Source organism: Chthonobacter rhizosphaerae, from assembly GCF_013839525.1.
Classification (GTDB): Bacteria; Pseudomonadota; Alphaproteobacteria; order Rhizobiales; family Pleomorphomonadaceae; genus Chthonobacter; species Chthonobacter rhizosphaerae.
On sequence record NZ_JACDIS010000004.1, the window covers coordinates 288,707 to 308,314 of the forward strand.

Consider the following 19,608-nt stretch of genomic DNA (forward strand, 5'->3'; position numbering starts at 1 on the left):
CGCTCTCAGGGCAGCTCTGCGCCGGACCCGTGGCTTCGGCGCTGCTCGCTCGTCTAGACGACCGGTGGCCTTCTGGTCGATGTCAACTGTAACGACTCCGTCATGTCCGCATCAAGCAGGACAGGCGCATATATTGGACGATTGCCTGGGGGAACATCCAGCAAATCCGGATCCGGAGCACTACGAAGCCCGGTCAGATGCGGTCCGTCCCCTCATACTCCCGCTTCAGTTCCTCCACGAGGCCGAAGAAGCGCCGCATCGCCTTGCCGGAGAACTCCATGAAGCGCTCCAGTTCGCGCTCCTCCTCCGGTCCGAGCCAGGGTTCGGTCGTTCGGGGCTCGGCGCCGGAGGCCTGCCGCTCCAGGTCGGCGACGCGCGCCTCCAGGCGGCGCTTGTCGGCTTCGAGCCGCGCGACCTCGTCCTCCAGGGCCTCCCTGTCGTCCGGCACCAGGGTGCAGGTCCAGGATCCGTTGCGCTGGCCGCAGACGGAGACGCGGCCGGTGCGCCGGTCGATCTTCAGGTGGTCGCCGTCGGCGGGCGCGAAGGTGAAGCCCTGCTCGGACGGGCCGACGGTCGTCTCCGGCGCCGCCGGCGCGGTCTGGGCGAGAGCGGGTCCGGCCGCCACGAGGAGGGCGATCGGAAGGGTGGCGAGGAAGCGGTACGACATGGGCATCTCCTCGGGGCGACCGCCGCGGCCCGATCTCCTCGGGGCGAGGCGCCCACCCGCAACCGGGCCATCCTCGGACGGCAGAAGGGCGGAAGCATGACGAACCGCCAAGCCCCCGCCCCACCTTTCGAATTCAGCCGGCGATCCGGCGCGCGCCGTTGTCCGACGGGGCGCGCCCGTCCGGTCAGGCGGCCGCCTTCTCGCCGCGCTCCGGCGCGAACCGGCCGTAGAAGGTCTCGCCCCGCTCGGCCATCTCGCGCAGCAGCGCCGGCGCCGCGAACCGCGGCCCGTGCTTCGCCGCGAGGCCGTCCACCAGCGCCACGAAGGCCTTGGCGCCCATGCCGTCGATCCAGGAGAGCGTGCCGCCGGTGAAGGGCGCGAAGCCGAAGCCCAGGATGGAGCCGACGTCCGCCTCGCGCACGTCCGTCACCACCCCCTCCTCCACGCAGCGCGCCGCCTCCAGCGCCTGCACGGCGAGCAGCCGGTGCTTCAACTCCTCCACGTCGAAGGCCTCGGCGGGCTTCGACGGCCCGACGATCTCGGCCATGCCCTTCCAGAGGGTCTTCCTGCCGCCTTCCGGATAGTCGTAGAAGCCCTTGCCGTTCTTGCGGCCGAGGCGACCGCGCTCCACCACCATGCCGTGGAGCAGCTTCTCCTGGGCCGGATGCACGGCGGCCTCGCCGAGGTCGGTCTTGGCCGCCTGGACGATCCTCCAGGCGAGGTCCACCGCCACCTCGTCGTTGAGCGACAGAGGGCCGACCGGCATGCCGGCGAGGCGCGCCACCGTCTCCACCATGGCCGGGGGCACGCCCTCGGTCAGCATCAGGTGGCTTTCCAGCATGTAGTTGGTGACGCAGCGGTTGGCGTAGAAGCCGCGCGAGTCGTTGACCACGATCGGCGTCTTCCTGATCGCCTTCACGAAGTCGAGCGCCAGCGCCACCGCCCGGTCGCCGGTGTTCCGGCCGCGGATCACCTCCACCAGCATCATCTTGTCGACCGGCGAGAAGAAGTGGATGCCGACGAAGTCCTCCTCCTTGTGCCAGGACGGCGCGAGCGACGTGATCGGCAGCGTGGACGTGTTGGAGGCGAACACGGCCCCCTCCGGCATCGCGGCCTTCGCCTTCGCCATGGCCTCCGTCTTCACGCCCCGGTCCTCGAACACCGCCTCGACCACGAGGTCGCAGCCGGCGAGGGCGGCGTAGTCGGCGCTCGCCGTGATGCGGGCGAGGAGCGTGTCCTTCTCCGCCGCCGTCGCGCGGCCCTTCCTGATCCGGTCGGAGATGAGCTTGTCGGAATGGGCCTTGCCCTTGTCGGCGCTCTCCTGGTCGCGGTCGATCAGCACCACGTCGAGGCCCGCCGCCGCCGACACGTAGGCGATGCCGGCGCCCATGAAGCCCGCCCCGATCACGCCGACGCGCTTCAGCTCCGATTTCAGCACGCCCGCCGGCCGGCGGGCGCCCTTGTTCAGCTCCTGCATGGAGACGAACAGGGAGCGGATCATGGCCGCCGCCTCCCGGGTGGTCAGCACGTGGGCGAAGTGCCGGGCCTCCACGCGGAGCGCCAGGTCCATGGGCAGCTGCAGGCCCTCGAAGCAGACGGTCAGGATGGCGCGGGCGGCCGGGTAGTTGTCGTGCGTCTCGCGCCGGTAGATGGCGTTGGCGGCCGGCCAGAACTGGAATCCCTGGGGCGAATAGGGCTTCTGCACCTTGAAGCCGTCCTTGTCCCACGGCTTCTTCGGATCGAGCCCGACGCGGATCGCCTCCTTGGCGGCTTCAAGGAGGCCGTCCGGCGGGACGACCTTGTCGACGAGCTTCATGGCCAGCGCCTTCTTCGGCGTCAGCGTCTGGCCCTGGAGCAGCATGGTCAGGCCCGCCTGCGCGTCGGCCATGCGCATCACCCGCTGGGTGCCGCCGGCTCCCGGGAAGATGCCCACCTTCACCTCCGGCAGGCCCATCTTCACATGGTCGCCCTCGGCGACGACGCGGGCGTGGCAGGCGAGCGCCAGCTCGAACGCGCCCCCCATGCAGGTGCCGTTGATCGCCGCCACCCACGGCTTGCCGCCGGTCTCCAGCCGCCGGTAGAGGCGCGACATCAGCGAGGCCTTGTCGAGCAGCTCAGCCGCCGCCGCCTCCGGGTCGCGGGCGCGCACCCCGTGGTAGGCGGCGAGCAACCCCTCCAGCATCTTCAGGTCGGCGCCGCCGGAGAAGCTGCCGGCCTTGCCCGAGGTCACCACCGCGCCCTTCACCGCCTCGTCGGCGATCACGCTCTCGATGATCCGCCCGAGTTCGTCCATCACCTCCAGGGTGAAGACGTTCATGGACTTCTCCGGGCTGTCCCAGGTGACCGTCAGGATGCCGTCGCCGTCGAGATCGGTGGTGAAATGGGTGTACGTCATGGTCGTTCTCTCCTCCCTGCGGCGCGGGAGCCGAAGGGCTCGACCGGCCGGAATTCCTGTTGTCGGCAAGGCTCACCCGATCAGCCCCGCCACCATCGTCATGGTCCGCGCAGGCGGACCACCCACGCATCGTTGGCGCGGTGGAATGCGTGGCTGGTCCGGCTGAACCGGATCATGACGAGGGGGGTGCGAGTGAGCAGCGCGTCACAACCACCGCCACCCACGACCACCCCACCCTCCATCGTCACGGTCCGCTTCCCACGGCCCCCGCGCCTTCTCCCCTCACACCCGCTCGATGATCGTCGCCGTGCCCATGCCCGCGCCGATGCAGAGCGTCACCAGCGCCGTGTTGAGGTCGCGCCGCTCCAGCTCGTCCAGCACCGTGCCGAGGATCATCGCGCCCGTCGCGCCGAGCGGGTGGCCGAGGGCGATCGCGCCGCCGGCCACGTTCACCTTGGCGTGGTCGAGGTCGAACGCCTGGAGATAGCGCAGCACCACGGCCGCGAAGGCCTCGTTCACCTCGAACAGGTCGATGTCGGCCACCGTCATGCCGGCGCGCTTCAGCACCTTCTCGGTCACGTCCACCGGGCCGGTCAGCATCAGCGCCGGGTCGGAGCCGATGTTCGCGAAGGCGCGGATGCGCGCGCGCGGCTTCAGCCCCGCCGACGTCCCGGCCGCCTCCGAGCCGACCAGCACGGCCGCCGCCCCGTCCACGATGCCGGAGGAGTTGCCGGCGTGGTGCACGTGCTCCACGCGCTCCACGTCCGGATGGGCCTGCACGGCCACCGCGTCGAAGCCGCCCATCTCGCCCATGATGGCGAAGGAGGGCTTCAGGGCACCGAGGCTCTGCATGTCGGTCGAAGGCCGCATGTGCTCGTCGCGGGCGAGGATCGTCAGCCCGTTCACGTCCTTGACCGGCACCACGGAGCGGGCGAACGCGCCCGCCTCCCAGCTCGCCGCCGCCCGGCGCTGGCTCTCCACCGCGTAGGCGTCCACGTCGTCGCGGGAGAAGCCGTACTTGGTGGCGATCAGGTCGGCCGAGATGCCCTGGGGCATGAAGTAGGCGGGCAGCGCCACCGCCGGGTCCACCGGCCAGGCGCCGCCGGCCGAGCCGATGCCGACCCGGCTCATGGATTCCACGCCGCCGGCCACCACCAGGTCGTGCTGGCCGGACATCACCTGGCCCGCGCCGAAGTTCACCGCGTCGAGCCCGGAGGCGCAGAAGCGGTTGATCTGGATGCCAGGAACGTGGGTGCCGTAGTCGGCCGCGAACACCGCCGCGCGGGCGACGTCCCCGCCCGCCTCCCCGACCGGGTCCACGCAGCCGAGCACCACGTCGTCCACGAGCCCGGTGTCGAGCCCGTTCCGGTCGCGCAGGGCCTGAAGCGCCGTCGCGGCGAGCCGGACGGTCGACACCTCGTGCAGCGACCCGTCCACCTTGCCGCGCCCGCGCGGCGTGCGGACGTGGTCGTAGATGTAGGCTTCGGGCATGGTCGTCCTCCACTGCGCCGCGCTTCGGGCGGCATCGTCTTGTTCGGTCGGGGCGGGGGAGCCAGGGTGGCTGGCGGCGGAGCCGACACCCCTCTCTCCCACTCTCTCCCTCAAGGGGAGAGAGGGCCCGTCGGTGGTTCAGGTCGGAACTGGCCGGCCGGGATATCCTCACCCTCTCCCCATGCTCCACGCGAACCCTCTCCCCTTGAGGGAGAGGGCAGGGTGAGGGGTGAACCTCCGCCGCCGGGCATGTGTACTCTCAACATCCCCTCAGAACGCCTCCGCCGGCAGCGCCATCACGGCCTCGCTGCCCGCCGAGATCCGGGCGAGGTGCGCGCCCGTCTCCGGCATCAGGCGTTCCATGAAGAAGCGCGCGGTCACCCGCTTGGCCTCAAGGTAGGCCGGGTCGCCCTCGCCGGCCGCCAGTTTGGCCTGCGCCGCCGCGGCCATCCGCAGCCACATGGCGCCCATCGCCACGAGCCCCATCAGGTGCATGTAGTCGGTGGAGCCGGCGCCCGCGTTGTCCGGGTTCTTCAGGCCGTTCATCATGAACCACATGGTGGCCTTCTGCAGGTCGTCCATGCCGGCCTTGAGGCCCTTGGCGATCGGTGCCAGCTCCGGGTCGGCCGAATGGGTCGCCACCAGTTCGGCGCACTCCTTGAAGAAGGCCGTGATCGCCCGGCCGCCGTCCTTCGGCAGCTTGCGGCCGACGAGGTCCAGCGCCTGGATGCCGTTGGCGCCCTCGTAGATCATGGCGATGCGGGCATCGCGGACGAACTGCTCCATGCCCCACTCGGCCACGTAGCCGTGGCCGCCGAACATCTGCTGGGCCATCACGGCGCTCTCGAAGCCCTTGTCGGTGAGCACGCCCTTCACCACCGGCGTCATCAGGCCGAGATAGTCGTCCGCCGCCTGGCGCTCCGCCGGGTCGGCGGACCGGTGGGCGAGGTCGGACATGAGCGCCGTGTGCAGCACCAGCGCCCGGCCCGCCTCGTTGATGGCCCGGATGGTGAGCAGCGTCCGGCGCACGTCCGGATGGACGATGATCGGGTCCGCCGCCCGCTCCGGCGCCTTCGCGCCAGTGAGGGAGCGGCCCTGGATCCGGTCCTTCGCATAGGCGACCGCGTTCTGGTAGGCCACCTCGCCCTGGCTGAGGCCCTGGATGCCGACGCCGAGCCGGGCCTCGTTCATCATGGTGAACATGGCCTTCAGGCCCTTGTGCGCCTCGCCCACCAGCCAGCCGGTCGCCCCGTCGTAGTTCATCACGCAGGTGGCGTTGCCGTGGATGCCCATCTTCTCTTCCAGCGACCCGCACAAGACCGCGTTCGCCGCGCCCGGCTCGCCGCTCGCGTCCGGGATGCGCTTCGGCACCACGAACAGCGAGATGCCCTTCACGCCCTCCGGCGCGCCCTCGATGCGGGCGAGCACCAGGTGGACGATGTTGTCGGTGAGGTCGTGGTCGCCGGCCGAGATGAAGATCTTCGTCCCGGTGATCGCATGGGAGCCGTCGCCGTTCGGCACCGCCTTCGTGCGCAGAAGCCCGAGGTCGGTGCCGCAGTGCGGCTCGGTCAGGTTCATGGTGCCGGTCCAGGTGCCGGCGATCATCTTCGGCAGGTAGACGCGCTTCTGCTCGTCCGTGCCATGCTGGCTGATGGCCGCGATGGCGCCCTGGGTGAGGCCCGGGTACATGCCGAACGCCATGTTGGCCGAGGAGACGAACTCGCTCACCGCCGCCGCCAGCGTGTAGGGCAGGCCCTGGCCGCCGAAGTCCGGATCGGCCGCGAGCCCCGTCCAGCCGGCGCCCGCGTAGGTGTCGTAGGCGGCCTTGAAGCCGGCGGGCGTCGTCACCCGGCCGTCGTCGTGGCGCCGGCAACCCTCCCGGTCGCCCACCCGGTTCAGCGGCTGCAGCACCTCCTCGGCGAACTTGCCCGCCTCCGTGAGGATCGCCTCCACCACGTCCGGGGTCGCGTCGGCGAAGCCCGGCAGGTTGGCGTGGCGCTCCATCCCGAACACGTCGTTGAGGAGGAAGAGCGTGTCGGCGACGGGGGCGCGGTAGCTCGGCATGTGGTGGTCTCCCTGGCGACGGCCGCGGGAGCCTGGGCCGCCCGCCGCCATCGGTCACGATCGATGCCGCTATATGAGCTTACGTTTGCGTAAAGGTCAACTCCCCTTCGCGCCAGCACCTCCGCCGGGGCCGAAACGGCCGCCCGGTCAGCGCTGGCCCGCGGACTCCTTCTCCTTCAGGAGGCCGGACACCACCGAGGTGGTGCGCCGAAGCTCGGCCAGCGCCTGCTCGATGTCCTTCTTCTGCTGCTCCAGCACGGCGATCTGCTCGTTGAAGCGGCCGAGGGCCACGCGAAGCTGGGTCACCTGCCCGTCGCGCAGGTCGTAGAGGTCCAGCATGTCCTTGATCTCGGTCAGCGAGAAGCCGACCCGCTTGCCCATCAGGACGAGCTTCAGGCGCGCCCGGTCACGGCGGGAATACAGGCGGTTGAGGCCGTCGCGCTTGGGGTTGAGGAGGTTCTTGTCCTCGTAGAAGCGCAGCGTGCGCAGCGTCACTCCGAATTCGCGGGCGAGATCGCCGATGGTGAACATGCTCGCCTTGGAGGCGTCCCCGTCATCCCCGTCGAAGTCGTCGGCGTGGATGGCGGTCGTGTTGGCATAGGCTGCGGCGGACTCGTCTGGCGCCATTCTGATATGTCCTGTCTGTCTCGTGTCGGGGCCGGAGGCGCCGCCGGGCGACCTCCACCTTCCGTGAACGTCATGTTCAGAATGACATCACGATACCGCTGCGGCAACTGCTTCGTGACGGACGCCCTGCGGCGGAGTGGACGCGAAGGCTTCGCGATGGCCGCCGAAACCCGCGGTTCCGCCGGTCCGCCGCCGCAGGCGTGAACGGAAAGAGCCGCGTCAGCAGGGCCCGTTAACCCGCTGTTTACCGTATCAGCAGAGATTTGCATCCATCTGCCCTGGAGGACGACACGCGGGTCACCACCCACTCCGGGGCGTACGGCCCGGCGGCAACCGGCGCCGGATCGGATGAACCCAGGAGAGGCAGCATGATGTCGCGATCCGCTTCGCGCCAGGCCCACGCTTACGGCGCCGAGGGGCCGGACGGCGAGCGGACGGGTCTCGCTTCCCGGGATCTCGACCGGACCGACGATGGCCGCGCCCCGCGGGCCGGCGATGCCGTGGAGTTGAGCCGTGCCGAACGCAGCGACGAACAGATCGGCCGCATCCTGCAATCGCTCGACAAGCTGGGCGCGCGCATCAAGTCCCTGTCCGCCGACGCGCCGCCGCCGCCGTCCCGCCCGGCCGCGCCCGCCGTGCCCGGCCCGGCCGACGCCATGACGGAGCGCCTGCCCCCCGCCCCGGAGCGGGACCGCCCGCAGCGGCCGAACCCGAGCCTGGAACTCCAGCGCGCGGTGGAGCAGATCGTCCGCAAGCGCGACGCCATCGAGCGCTCCGCCGCCAACGCCGATCCCGCCGCCGCGTCCCGTCCGGCGCGCGCGCCCGCCGAAGCCGCCCGTCCGGCCGAACCCACCCGTCCTTCGGACCCCTCGCGCGAGCGGACCGCCCGAGACGCCGAGCCTGCGGAGGACGCCGCCGTCGGCGCGCTTCGCGAGGAGGTCCGCGCGATCCGCCGGGCCATGTCCGGCCTTGCGACCGCCGCGCCGCTCGCCCGCCTGGAGACGCTCTACGACGGGATCGTCGGCCGGCTCGACGCCATGCGCGACCAGGTCGGCGATCCGCGCGTCCTCGCCGACCTGATCGAAAGCCTCGCCGACGTGAGGCGCAGCCTCGCGGACGCCCCGTCGGCCGCCCAGCTGAACGCCGTCACCGCCCAGGTGGACGCCCTCGGCGCCCGGGTGGAGGCCATCGCCCGTTCCGGGTTCGGCGACGCCGCCCTGGAGGAGCTGGAGCTCCATCTCGCCCGCCTCGCCACCGCCGTCGTGGACCTCGACGTCCGCGGCGTGGTGGCCGCCGTGGAGACGCGGCTCGCCGACGTGGCCGATCGCATCGAGGCCCTGGAGGCGCGCCTGCCGGACGGCGCCCTCGTGGCGGAGCTCGCCCGCAGCGTGGACCGCCAGGGCACCACCCTCGCGCAGGTCCAGCAGAAGGCGGACCAGATCCCCCGCGTGGCCTTCGCGGTCGAGCGCCAGTCGGCCGCCTTCGAGGAGATGGCCGAGACGCTCGCGCTCCTGCCGCGCCTTTCCGGCGACGTGGCCGACCTGAAGCGCGCCGTGGAGGACGGCGGCGCCCGCAGCGCCGGCGACACCACCGCCATCGTGGCCCGGGTGGACGAGATCGCCCGCCGCCTGGACGAGACCGGCCCGTCGCTGGAGCCCGCGCTCGTCGCCGGCCTTGCCGAGCGGCTGGACGAGATCGCCGCCCACCTCACGCGCCTCGACGGCGGCCCGGACGCCGCCGTGCTCGGCCAGGTGGAGCATCGGCTCGCCGACCTCGCCGACACCCTGGACCAGCGTCTCGCCGCCATCGGCAGCGACGTGGACGCCCGCCTCGCCCGGCACGTGGAGACGGCCGTCGGCCGCATCGAGCGGGAGATCGCCCGGGCCGGCGACGGCGACCGGCTCGCCGCCATCGAGGCCGCCATCGCCCGGCTGGCGGACGGCCTGGGCGCCGGCCCGATCGCCGACGTGGAGACGCTGTCGAGCGAGATCGCCCGCCTGCGCGACGAGCTCGCCACCCTGCCGACCCCGTCCCTGGTCGGCGTGGAGGCGGAGATCCGCGCCCTCGCCAACCGGGTGGACGCGCTCGCCCGGCCGAGCGCCGACGCCCGCGCCTTCGAACAGCTGGAGGCCCGCCTCGCCGAGGTGATCGGCCGCCTGGACGACCGTCCCGCCGGCTTCGCCGCCATGGCCGACGCCCTGGAGCGGATCGAGGCGTCCCTGGCGCGCTCCCTGGAGGCCCCTGCCGCAACGGCGGCCCGGTCGGCCGACGATCTCGACGCGGTCCGCCAGATGGCGGACGTGCTCGGCGACCTCAAGGCCGACCTCGGCGGCTTCCTGTCGGAAATCCACCAGGCCGGCCGGCGCGACCGCGACTTCCTGCTGTCCATGAACGCCACCCTGGAGCGGCTGGTCGCGACCGGCCGGCTGCAGGAGATGCCGGCCGCGGGCCGGGAGGCCGAGCCCGCCGTCTCTTCCCGCGGGTCCGAGATCCCGGTCTCCGGCCGCGGGTCCGACGTCCCGGTGTTCGCCACCCCCGTTCCGACCTTCGACGCGGCGCTCGGCGCCGTGGCGCGGGACCATGGGGCGGAGCCGGCCCAGGCGCCGCTCGCGGAGGCGCGCAGCTGGGACGAGATCGAGCGCACCCTGTCGGAAACCCTCGCCCGGCGCGGCCGCCGTCCGGACCCGGTGGACGAGACCCCCGCCCGCCCGCTCGCCGGCAGCCCGCGCGCGGCCGGGCCGACGCTCGACGCGGACACGGACGAGCCCCCCGCTCCGGGGATCGACGACGACCGCCCGCTGGAGCCCGGCTCCGGCAAGCCCTCGGCCCAGACCCGCGCCCCCGGCGCCGGCGAGGCCCCGAAGGCCGACGCGGCGAAATCCGAACCCACGAAGGCCGATTTCATCGCCGCCGCCCGGCGCGCCGCCCAGGCCGCCGCCACCGTGAAGCCCGACGCGCCCGTGGCGGCCGTCCGGCCGGGCGCGCGCCTTCGCGTCGGCACCGGCAGCGCGGCCGGGCTCTTCGGCGTGCTGAAGCGCCACCGGCGCACCCTCCTCATCGCCGCCGCCGGCGTGGCGATCGCGGCGCTCGGCGCCCGCTTCGCCCTCGGCGTCCTCGGCGGATCGCCAGAACCGGCGGCGGAGGTCTCCGGACTGTCCGCCCCGGCCGAGCCGGCCGACACCGCCTCCACGCTCGGCCCCGAGGCGCGGGCGGACCTGGAGGAGATCGCGGCCGGCGCCGCCGATCCGTCCACCGCCGATCCGACCGCCTCCGGGGCCGCCGCCCCGGCGCCCGTGCCGCCCGCCGCCATGCCGGATGCGGTCGCCGTGCAGCCGCAGCCGCTCGGCCCGGCGGGCAGCTTCGACAAGCCCGCCGCCGCGGCCGCCCCCGCCGCCGCGGCCCTGCCCGCCGCCGGATCCGACGCCGCCGTCCCCGCCTCGACCCCGGCCTCCACCACCGTCCCGATGCCGCCGGAAGCGGTGGGCTCGCTCCCGCTTCGCCAGGCCGCCGCGTCCGGCAACCCGGTGGCGCAGTTCGAGGTGGCGGCCCGCTACACGGAAGGGCGCGGCGTCGCCCAGGATCTGGCGGAGGCGGCCGTCTGGTACGAGCGCGCGGCCCTCGCGGGTCTCGCGCCCGCGCAATACCGGCTGGGCAGCCTCTACGAGAAGGGCCAGGGCGTCGCCCGCGACGTCAAGCTCGCCGAGGCGTGGTATCGGCGCGCGGCGGATGCCGGCAACGCCAAGGCCATGCACAACCTGGCGGTCCTCAACGCGGAGGGCGGCCTCGGCGCGGCCGACTACGAGGTGGCGGTCCGCTGGTTCGAGGCGGCGGCCGAGTTCGGCATCCGCGACAGCCAGTACAACCTCGGCATCCTCTACGCCCGTGGGCTCGGCGTGACGCGCGACCTCACCGCCTCCTACAAGTGGTTCGCGGTCGCGGCCGCCGCCGGAGACGCGGACGCCGCCAAGAAGCGCGACGACGTCGCCCAGGTGCTCGACAAGGACAGCCTCGCCCGCGCGCGCCTCGCCGTGGAGACGTGGGCGGCGAAGACGCCCGACCCGGCCGCCAACGAGATCCGCATCGAAGACGCCTCCTGGAGCGCGGTGCCGGAGAACACGGCCGCCCTGGCGCCGGCCGACGATCCGGTCGCCACCGCCCAGCGCCTGCTCGCGGCCCGCGGCTACAACGCCGGCCCGGCCGACGGCAAGATGGGCCAGCGCACCCGCGACGCGGTGGCGGCCTTCCAGGCCGCGCGCGGCCTGCCGGCGACCGGCGAGGTGGACACAGCGCTCCTGAAGGCGCTCGCCGAACAGGAGATCTGACGGCTTCGGTCCCGACCGGGGGCTTTTTTCGCCGCGGCGCTTCCAGGCGTCGCGGCGTTTTCGTCCGGGGCGGACCAGCGATTGCCGCAATCGGCCGCTACGTCGAAGCCTCGGGCCGAGTTTCGGCCCGATCGGCGCGCTTTTTCACCGCGTCGCAATACATGATGTCCATTGTTCGTGCGAGGGGCGGCGCCGACGCCGGTCCCTTCGCACACCCATCCCGCGAGTTGTTTGCGTGGAACTCTATCTGCCGATCGCCGAACTGCCGATGAACGTGTTCATGCTCCTCGGCATGGGCGCGGCGGTGGGGTTCCTGTCGGGCATGTTCGGCGTCGGCGGCGGGTTCCTGCTCACGCCGCTCCTCATCTTCTCCGGCATCCCGCCCGCGGTTGCGGTCGCCACCGTGTCGAGCCAGATCGTCGCCTCGTCCACTTCGGGGGCGCTGTCCTATTTCCGCAAGCGGGCCGTGGACGTGAAGCTCGGGGGCTTCCTGCTCGTCTCCGGCGTCATCGGCTCCTATCTCGGCGTCAAGGCGTTCACGCGCCTGCGCGAGCTCGGCCAGCTCGATCTCGTCATCGCCATCTGCTACGTCACCTTCCTCAGCACCATCGGCGGCCTGATGCTGACGGAGGCGCTGCGGGCCATCGCGGCCCAGCGCTCCGGCCGGCCGTTGCCGGTGAAGCGCCCGGGCGGCCGCACCTGGATGCAGCGGCTGCCGCTGAAGGTGCGCTTCAGCCGCTCCAAGCTCACCATCTCGGCGATCCCGGTGGTCCTCCTCGGCATCGCGATCGGCTTTCTCGGCGCCCTTCTCGGCATCGGCGGCGGCTTCATCATGGTGCCGGCGCTGATCTATCTCCTCAAGGTGCCGACCGGCATCGTGATCGGCACCACGCTGATGCAGACGCTCGGGTCCATGGCGTTCGCCACCGTCGCCCAGGCGGCCACCAACCAGACCGTGGACGTGGTGCTCGGCCTCTGCCTGATGATCGGCGGCGTGGTCGGCGCCCAGTTCGGCGCCGAGGTCGGCCAGAAGCTGCGCGGCGAGACCCTGCGCGCCCTCCTCGGCCTTCTGGTCCTCTCGGTCGGCATCCGCTTCGCCGTGGACCTCGTGCTCACACCGGCCGACGTCTATTCGATCAGCTTCATGTCCGGCGAGCAGCTCTGATGGCGGGGCTCGCGCGCGTCGTCGCCGTCGCCGCCGTTCTGATCGCGGCCCTCGCCCTCCCCGCCCGGGCGGACAAGCTGGTGACCGCGCTCTCCAACGACCGGGTCTCGATCACGTCCAACTTCACCGGCGGCCAGGTGGTGGTGTTCGGCACGGTGGAGCGGGACAGCCAGTCGGTGTCCCGCCCGGAGAACCACGAGGTGGTGGTCACCCTGGCGGGTCCGCTCACCAACATGGTCACCCGGCGCAAGGAGCGCACCTTCGGCATCTGGATCAACCGGGAGTCCGAACGCATCCGCATGGTGCCGTCCTTCCTGGCGATCCGCTCCGCCCGCCCGATCGAGGAGGTGGCGACCGAAGCGGTGCGCGCCCGCCTCGGCCTCGGGCTCGACATGTTCCCGATCAACGCACAGACCTCCCTGTCGCCGCCCGCCCGCACGGAGTTCGAGACCGCCTTCATCCGCCTGATGCAGGAGAACGGCCGCTACAGCCAGATGGACGGCGCGGTCGAATTCCTCGGCGCGGATCTCTTCCGCGCGCCGATCGCCCTGCCCGCCAACGTGCCGGTCGGCACCTACACGGCGCGGGTCTACCTGTTCCGCGCCGGCGTGCTCCTCTCGTCCACGGAGGACGAGCTCGTCATCGGCAAGGTCGGCTTCGAACAATACATGACCGTCTACGCCCACAACCACGGCGTCATCTACGGCTTCGCGACGGTCCTCGTCGCCTGCCTCACCGGCTGGCTCGCCGGCATCCTGTTCCGGCGGGATTGACCCCCGGGCCGCCGGCCGGCGGCCCCGTCAGACCTGGCTCCTGAACGTCGGGCTCGTCAGGCCGTCGCGAGCACGACGACCCGACCGGCCGGGATCGCCTTGCGTTCCGCAAGGCCCAGCACGTCGGGCCTTCGGCAGCTCGGCTTCAATCCGGCAGCAGGGTGGCGCCGCGCACCGGATACACCCTCTCCTCGCCGATCATCCAGGCGATCAGCCGCGTCCGGTCGAACAGGCCGTGGTAGGCGCGGTCGAGCACGTTGAGGCCGCCCGTGTAGGCCCCGAAGGCCGGCAGGATGCAGCGCGAGCCGTCCGCCGCGAAGGCGCGCCGGCGCAGCGACCGGCCGCGCACGCCCACCCGGGCGCACGGGTGCAGATGGCCGGCCACCTCGCCGTCGGTCCCGGCGGTCGGCTCATGGCGGAACACGAGCGGGCCGATCGAGACCAGGTCGCAGGCGGTGCCGCCGAGGCCCTTCGGCGGTTCCGGATCGTGGTTGCCGGTCACCCACAGCCAGTCGGCCGCGCGGGTGAGCGCGCGGATCCGGTCGAGGTCGCCGGCAAGGAGGCGCGTCTCGGCCCTGCGGTCGTGGAAGCTGTCGCCGAGCGCCACCACCCGGCGCGGCGCGAGGCGGCGGACCACCGCCTCCAGTGCCGTCAGGGTCGCGCGCGTGTCGTAGGGCGGCAGGAATCGCCCGCGGGTCGCCGCGGAGGAGCCCTTCTCCAGGTGCAGGTCCGCCACTACCAGCGTGGCCTCGGCCGGCCAGAACAGCGCGCCGGACGTATCGAGGCGAACGGCCGCGCCGGCAAGTCTCACCAGGCCGTCACGGGTCAGCACGGGCGGTTCCTCGGCAAGCACGGCGCTCAACGGTCGGCCTTTCAAAAACGCTATGCACGGCCATCCGGCGACCGGGCGGGCGATTGGCATCCTGCCGTCCGTTGAATCAGAGCCGCGCTGATTCGAAAACCACACAAACCGTCAGGTCGATCGAAGAAAAGTCGGACCTGGTGCACTCTCGGCAGTTCCCGTTAGGACGATGGTTACGGCTTGTATGTTTTATCACTGTGAGATTACTGCATTGGAGTTGTCTCCATGGTAAGGGCGCTAATTCGGAAGCTGTGCGGGAACCTTTCAGGCGGCGTCGCACCCATGTTCGCTTTCATACTCGTTCCGCTTCTCGGCGGCGTTGGCGCCGCCGTCGACTATGGTTCGGCGATCGGAATACGCGCAAAAATGCAGGATGCGCTGGACATCGCCGTGCTCGAAGGCGCGCGCCATGGCAAGGGGGGAGCAGACGCGCGCACGGTCCGCGAAAAGTCGGAAGCGTCCTTCGACGAGAACTTCGACAACGACGTGGTGACGAACGCGGTACGCACCTTCACGCCGGCCAGCGGCTTCGTCACCGGTATCGCCACGGCGCGGCAGGAGACGACGTTCATGGCGCTTCTCGGCGTCAGGACCATCGACATACACGTCACCGCCAAGGCGGCCTACTCGGGTTCCAGCCCGTGCATCTATGTCCTGGCGCCGAATACGTCCCAGGCGCTCCTCATGAACAGCGGCGCCCGCGTGACCGCCAGGGGCTGCGAGGTGCACGTCCATTCGACCGCCAACCCCGCGGCGATGTTCAACGCCAGCACGACGCTCGACGTCGCGAAGACCTGCATCAAGGGAACCCGCATAACAAGGAACGGAGGCACGCAGACCAGTCTCAGCACCGGCTGCGCCGCCGCCGCCGATCCATATGCGGGCGTCATACCCGTCCCCAATTCCAGCGCGTGCACCTTCAATGGCGCCAATTACAACGGCGGCGCCGTCACGCTCTCTCCGGGCGTCTACTGCGGCGGCATCAACTTCAACGGCATCAGCGACATCACCCTACAGCCGGGCACGTACGTCATCAAGAACGGAGACTGGAACGTCAACGGTGGCAATATGCGTGGGAACGGCGTCACGATCTACTACGTCGGCACGGCCAAGATCCAGTTCAACGGCGGTATGGACATCGACCTGAAAGCGCCGACCTCGGGCGTCTACAAGAATATCCTGTTCGCCGAGAACGAGGCAAACAGCCTGTCATCCCAGGTCTTCAATTCGTCCGTGCGCGAGCGTTTCGAAGGCGTCATCCACCTGCCGCGGCGAAACGTGACCTTCAACGCCCGGTCGGACGTGAACGGCGAGAAGTTGGTGCTCGTGGTCAACACTCTCATCCTCAACACCGTCACCTGGTCACTCTCCCCAATGGCGAGCGGCGGTGGCGGCGAGGGCGTCTATCTCGTGAATTGACATCGCGTCGTCTCACCCCATCGCGTCCGCGATCAGGTCGTCCGCCGCCTCGCGAAGCAGCGCCTCCTCGCCCTCGCCGCCGGCCACCCGCTCGCGGCCGATCTCCAGGAGCACCGGCACCGCGAGCGGCGAGATCACGTCGAGCCGCTTGTGCACGATCTGGCCCTTGATGCGGGCGAGCATCTGGGAGAGCCGCGCGATGTCGAGGAGGCCGCCCGCCGCATCCGCCCACGTGGCCCGGAGGAGGATGTGGTCCGGCTCGTGGGCACGCAGCACGTCGTAGATGAGGTCGGTGGAGACGGTCACCTGCCGGCCGGTCTTCTCCTCGCCGGGGTGCTTCTTCTCCACGAGGCCGGAGATCAGCGCGCAGGCCCGGAAGGTGCGCTTCAGGAGGTAGCTGTCCGCCATCCAGGCGTCCAGGTCGTCGCCCAGCATGTCCTCGTCGAAGAGGTCGCGCACGCTCGGCCGGCCGAGGGCGAACAGGTGCCCGAGGTCCTCAAGCCCCCACACCGCCACGCAATAGTCGGTCGCCACGAAGCCGAGCGGCTTCGCCCCCATGCGGTCGAGCCGGCGAGTCAGCAGCATGCCGAGGGTCTGGTGGGCGAGCCGGCCCTCGAACGGATAGGCCACCATGTAGTGGCGGGTCGCCCGCGGGAAGGTCTCCACCAGGAGTTCGTCGCGCTTCGGGATCGCCGACTTCAGCTGCTGGATCTGCAGCCACTCCGCCACCTGGGTCGGCAGTTCCTTCCAGGCGGCCGGGTCGGCAAGCATCCGCCGCACCCCGTCGGCGAGGAAGGTGGAGAGCGGGAACTTGCCGCCCGCGTAGACCGGGATTTTGGCGTCCTCCCGCTTGGAGCGCGAGACGATCACCTCGTTCTCGCGGATGCCCTCGAAGCGCAGCACCTCGCCGGCGAACAGGAAGGTGTCGCCGGGCGACATGGTCTCGCAGAAGAATTCCTCGATCTCGCCGAGGATGCGCCCGCCCATCACCGGCCCGGTGCCCCGCGCCTTGCCGCCGAGCCGCACCTTCAGGAGCGGCGCCTCGATGATGGTGCCGACGTTGAGCCGATACTGCTGGGCGTGGCGCGGGTGGGTCAGCCGCCAGGTGCCGTCCGCCGTCAGGCGGATCCGGGCGTAGCGCTCGTAGGCGCGGAGCGCGTAGCCGCCCGTCGCCACGAAGTCCACCACGCGCTCGAAGGTCTCCCAGTCGAGGTCTCGGTAGGGATAGGCCGACACGATCTCACGGTGGAAGTCCTCCGCCCGGAACGGGCCCGCCACGGCCCGGCCGAGCACGTGCTGGGCGAGCACGTCGAGCGCCCCGGCGCGGATCGGCGGCGTGTCCTGCGCGCCCAGGTAGTTGGCGTCGAGCGCCGCCTTGCACTCCATCACCTCGAACCGGTTGGCCGGCACCAGGATGGCGCGCGAGGGCTCGTCCATGCGGTGGTTGGCCCGGCCGATGCGCTGGGCGAGCCGGCTCGCCCCCTTGGGGGCGCCCACGTGGACGACGAGGTCCACGTCGCCCCAGTCGATGCCGAGGTCCAGGGTGGACGTGCACACGACGGCCCTGAGGCTTCCTTCCGCCATGGCCGCCTCCACCTTGCGCCGGCGCGAGGCGTCCAGCGAGCCGTGGTGGAGGGCGATCGGCAGGGCGTCGTCGTTGTGGGTCCAGAGTTCGGCGAACAGCATCTCCGCCTGGGACCGTGTGTTGACGAAGATCAGCGTCATCCGGTGGGCGGCGATCGCCCGCATCACCTCGCCGATGGCGTAGCGCGCCGAATGGCCGGCCCACGGCACCCGCTCGTCGGTCTCCAGGATGCGGATCTCCGGCTTCGCCCCGCCCGCCACGGTCACGATGTCGGAAAGCGCCGCCGGCTCGCCCGGCGCCTGCGGCACCAGCCAGGCGCGCAGGTCGTCCGGCTCGGCCACGGTCGCCGACAGGCCCACCGTCCGGATGCCCGGCGCGATGGCCCGCAGCCGCGCGAGCCCGAGCGCCAGGAGATCGCCCCGCTTGGAGGTGACGAGCGCGTGCAGCTCGTCGAACACCACGGCCCTCAGGTCCTCGAAGAAGGTCTCGTGGTCGGTGCCGGCGATCAGCAGCGCCAGCTGTTCCGGCGTCGTCAGCAGGATGTCCGGCGGCGCCAGCTTCTGGCGCTGGCGCTTGTGGGAGGGCGTGTCGCCGGTGCGCGTCTCCACCGTGATCGACAGGCCCATCTCGGCGATCGGCCGCTCCAGGTTGCGCTCGATGTCGACGGCGAGCGCCTTCAGGGGCGAGATGTAGAGCGTGTGGATGCCGCGCCGACGGGTGCCCGGCTTGTGCCTGCCCCGGGCGGCGATCTCGGTCAGCGACGGCAGGAAGCCCGCGAGCGTCTTGCCGGCGCCCGTCGGGGCGATCAGCAGCGTCGACCGCCCGGCGGCGGCATGCTCCAGCAGCGCCAGCTGGTGCGGGCGCGGGCTCCAGCCGCGGGCGGCGAACCAGTCGAGGAACCGGGGCGGCAACAGATCGGACGGCGACATCGCCGGCACCATAGGATGGCGACGCCCGCCGCTCCAGCGCCGATCGATCGGGACCGCTCGGGTCACTCGGCGCGGAGGTCTCCGGCGCCCTCGACCGGTATGTCGCCGGCCGCCGGCACGCGCCCGTCCCGCGCCGCCGGCCGGCCCAGCACCACGAGGAACCCCTCCACCGGCGCGCTCCGGTCCTCGCGCAGCGTCTCCCGGCGAAGGTCCAGGACCACGAATCCCGCCTCGTCGGCGAGCCGGCGGAGGTAACCCTCGCCGTGGGCGTAGCGCAGGCTGTCGCGCAGCACCACGTCGCCCGCGTCGGCCGCCTCCACCGAGAAGGCGAACAGGCCGTCCGGCGCGAGGCGGGCCGCGACGGCCGCGAACACCGTCTCCAGGGTGCCCACGTAGACGAACACGTCGGCCGCGGTGACGAGGTCGAGCGGCGTCTCCGAGGCCTCGAGATGGGCCGCCACGTCGCCGACCGCGAGCGCGTCGTAGACCTGCTTGCCGGCTGCCCGCTCCAGCATCTCGGGCGACAGGTCCACGCCCTCCAGGTGCACGCAGCGGGCGCGCAGCACCTCGCCCATCAGGCCGGTGCCGCAGCCGAGGTCCAGCACCCGGCCGAAGGCGGGCGCCGTCACGCCGGCGGGGCGCCGGTCGGCGAGCAGCGAACCCAGCCGCCAGGGCACCCGGTACTTCAGCGTCTCCACGAGCGCGGTCTCGAACCGGTCCGCGTAGTCGTCGAAGAGACCGCGCACATAGGCCTCGGGCGGCGTCTCCGGCACCGGCGCCCGGCCGAGGGCCGCGAGGCGGAGCGCCGCCCCGAACAGGTCGTCCGGATCGGCCGAGAGCGCCGCCTTCAGGGCCTCCGCCGCGCCCGGGCCGTCCCCCACGGCCGCGCGCGCGTCGGCGAGGCCGATCAGCGCCGGCAGCCAGCCGGGCACCCGCTCCAGGGTCTGGGCGAAGAGGTCCGCGGCGGCGGCATGGTCGCCCTCGCCGGCATAGAGGCGCGCATAGTCGTAGCGGCGGTCGGCCAGGAGGTCGCCGGAGGAGAGAGCCAGAGGGGACAAGCAGGGACTCGAAGCGGAAGGAACACGTGGGACGGCGAGGCTCATGCGCCCGGCCGCGCCCTTTTGCAAGAGGGTTAGACCACGAACCCGAACCCGCCGGCCGGTCCCGCGCCCCGCCCGTTCAGCCGAGACGGCGGTAGCGCACCCGCCGGCCGTTCCCGCGCGCCCACCCGTTCAGCCGAGACGGTGGATACGCAACCCGACGGCCGATCGCCACCCTCGCCCGTTCAGCCACGCCCACGGATGCGCCC

Annotated in this window: 12 protein-coding genes; 4 read left to right on the plus strand and 8 right to left on the minus strand. The window is 71.8% G+C overall.

Annotated elements, in window-relative coordinates; all coding sequences use genetic code 11:
- Positions 1 to 193: 193 nt before the first annotated feature.
- From HND91_RS09470 to HND91_RS09490, 5 genes are all read right to left on the minus strand, one after another.
- A complete protein-coding gene (locus HND91_RS09470; RefSeq protein ID WP_181706314.1) occupies positions 194 to 667 on the minus strand; it encodes a hypothetical protein in 474 nt (157 codons plus the stop codon).
- Positions 668 to 851: 184 nt separating this feature from the next.
- Positions 852 to 3,062, minus strand: coding sequence for an FAD-dependent oxidoreductase (locus HND91_RS09475; RefSeq protein WP_181706315.1), 2,211 nt, complete (start codon positions 3,060 to 3,062; stop codon positions 852 to 854).
- A gap of 282 nt (positions 3,063 to 3,344) precedes the next feature.
- Positions 3,345 to 4,553, minus strand: coding sequence for an acetyl-CoA C-acetyltransferase (locus HND91_RS09480; RefSeq protein WP_181706316.1), 1,209 nt, complete (start codon positions 4,551 to 4,553; stop codon positions 3,345 to 3,347).
- Between the two features lie 270 nt (positions 4,554 to 4,823).
- The gene (locus tag HND91_RS09485; protein ID WP_181706317.1) at positions 4,824 to 6,617 is read right to left on the minus strand and encodes an acyl-CoA dehydrogenase C-terminal domain-containing protein; all 1,794 of its coding nucleotides are present in this window, start codon (positions 6,615 to 6,617) and stop codon (positions 4,824 to 4,826) included.
- Positions 6,618 to 6,764: 147 nt separating this feature from the next.
- Positions 6,765 to 7,148, minus strand: a complete 384-nt coding sequence (locus tag HND91_RS09490; RefSeq protein ID WP_246329401.1) for a MerR family transcriptional regulator — start codon at positions 7,146 to 7,148, stop codon at positions 6,765 to 6,767.
- Between the two features lie 464 nt (positions 7,149 to 7,612).
- On the opposite strand from HND91_RS09490, the gene HND91_RS09495 reads away from it, so the two are divergent.
- The 3 genes from HND91_RS09495 (at position 7,613) to HND91_RS09505 (ending at position 13,504) form a co-directional block, all read left to right on the plus strand.
- Entirely contained in the window at positions 7,613 to 11,566 is a 3,954-nt protein-coding gene (locus tag HND91_RS09495) for a peptidoglycan-binding protein (RefSeq protein WP_181706319.1), read from the plus strand.
- A gap of 235 nt (positions 11,567 to 11,801) precedes the next feature.
- Positions 11,802 to 12,731: a TSUP family transporter gene (locus HND91_RS09500; protein ID WP_181706320.1), complete on the plus strand. Its 930-nt coding sequence runs from the start codon at positions 11,802 to 11,804 to the stop codon at positions 12,729 to 12,731.
- Positions 12,731 to 13,504, plus strand: a complete 774-nt coding sequence (locus tag HND91_RS09505; RefSeq protein ID WP_181706321.1) for a TIGR02186 family protein — start codon at positions 12,731 to 12,733, stop codon at positions 13,502 to 13,504. Before HND91_RS09500 ends, HND91_RS09505 begins: the two co-directional genes overlap by 1 nt.
- A gap of 145 nt (positions 13,505 to 13,649) precedes the next feature.
- Here the strand turns inward: HND91_RS09505 and pdeM are convergent, their stop codons facing one another.
- Positions 13,650 to 14,336, minus strand: a complete 687-nt coding sequence (gene pdeM, locus HND91_RS09510; RefSeq protein WP_343057247.1) for a ligase-associated DNA damage response endonuclease PdeM — start codon at positions 14,334 to 14,336, stop codon at positions 13,650 to 13,652.
- Between the two features lie 255 nt (positions 14,337 to 14,591).
- Here pdeM and HND91_RS09515 point away from each other — a divergent pair, with 255 nt between their 5' ends.
- Positions 14,592 to 15,785: a TadE/TadG family type IV pilus assembly protein gene (locus tag HND91_RS09515; RefSeq protein WP_281379056.1), complete on the plus strand. Its 1,194-nt coding sequence runs from the start codon at positions 14,592 to 14,594 to the stop codon at positions 15,783 to 15,785.
- A 12-nt stretch (positions 15,786 to 15,797) separates the two neighbouring features.
- Here the strand turns inward: HND91_RS09515 and HND91_RS09520 are convergent, their stop codons facing one another.
- Positions 15,798 to 18,299 (minus strand): ligase-associated DNA damage response DEXH box helicase, encoded by a 2,502-nt coding sequence (locus HND91_RS09520; RefSeq protein WP_246329385.1) that lies wholly within the window; start codon positions 18,297 to 18,299, stop codon positions 15,798 to 15,800.
- Between the two features lie 62 nt (positions 18,300 to 18,361).
- Positions 18,362 to 19,357: a class I SAM-dependent methyltransferase gene (locus tag HND91_RS09525; protein ID WP_181706324.1), complete on the minus strand. Its 996-nt coding sequence runs from the start codon at positions 19,355 to 19,357 to the stop codon at positions 18,362 to 18,364.
- Positions 19,358 to 19,608 lie beyond the last annotated feature (251 nt).

Coding starts and splice junctions, on each gene's coding strand:
- HND91_RS09470 (WP_181706314.1), bottom strand. CDS start 667: ATGTCGTACCGCTTCCTCGCCACCCTTCCGATCGCCCTCCTCGTGGCG.
- HND91_RS09475 (WP_181706315.1), bottom strand. CDS start 3,062: ATGACGTACACCCATTTCACCACCGATCTCGACGGCGACGGCATCCTG.
- HND91_RS09480 (WP_181706316.1), bottom strand. CDS start 4,553: ATGCCCGAAGCCTACATCTACGACCACGTCCGCACGCCGCGCGGGCGC.
- HND91_RS09485 (WP_181706317.1), bottom strand. CDS start 6,617: ATGCCGAGCTACCGCGCCCCCGTCGCCGACACGCTCTTCCTCCTCAAC.
- HND91_RS09490 (WP_246329401.1), bottom strand. CDS start 7,148: ATGTTCACCATCGGCGATCTCGCCCGCGAATTCGGAGTGACGCTGCGC.
- HND91_RS09495 (WP_181706319.1), top strand. CDS start 7,613: ATGATGTCGCGATCCGCTTCGCGCCAGGCCCACGCTTACGGCGCCGAG.
- HND91_RS09505 (WP_181706321.1), top strand. CDS start 12,731: ATGGCGGGGCTCGCGCGCGTCGTCGCCGTCGCCGCCGTTCTGATCGCG.
- HND91_RS09515 (WP_281379056.1), top strand. CDS start 14,592: ATGGTAAGGGCGCTAATTCGGAAGCTGTGCGGGAACCTTTCAGGCGGC.
- HND91_RS09520 (WP_246329385.1), bottom strand. CDS start 18,299: ATGTCGCCGTCCGATCTGTTGCCGCCCCGGTTCCTCGACTGGTTCGCC.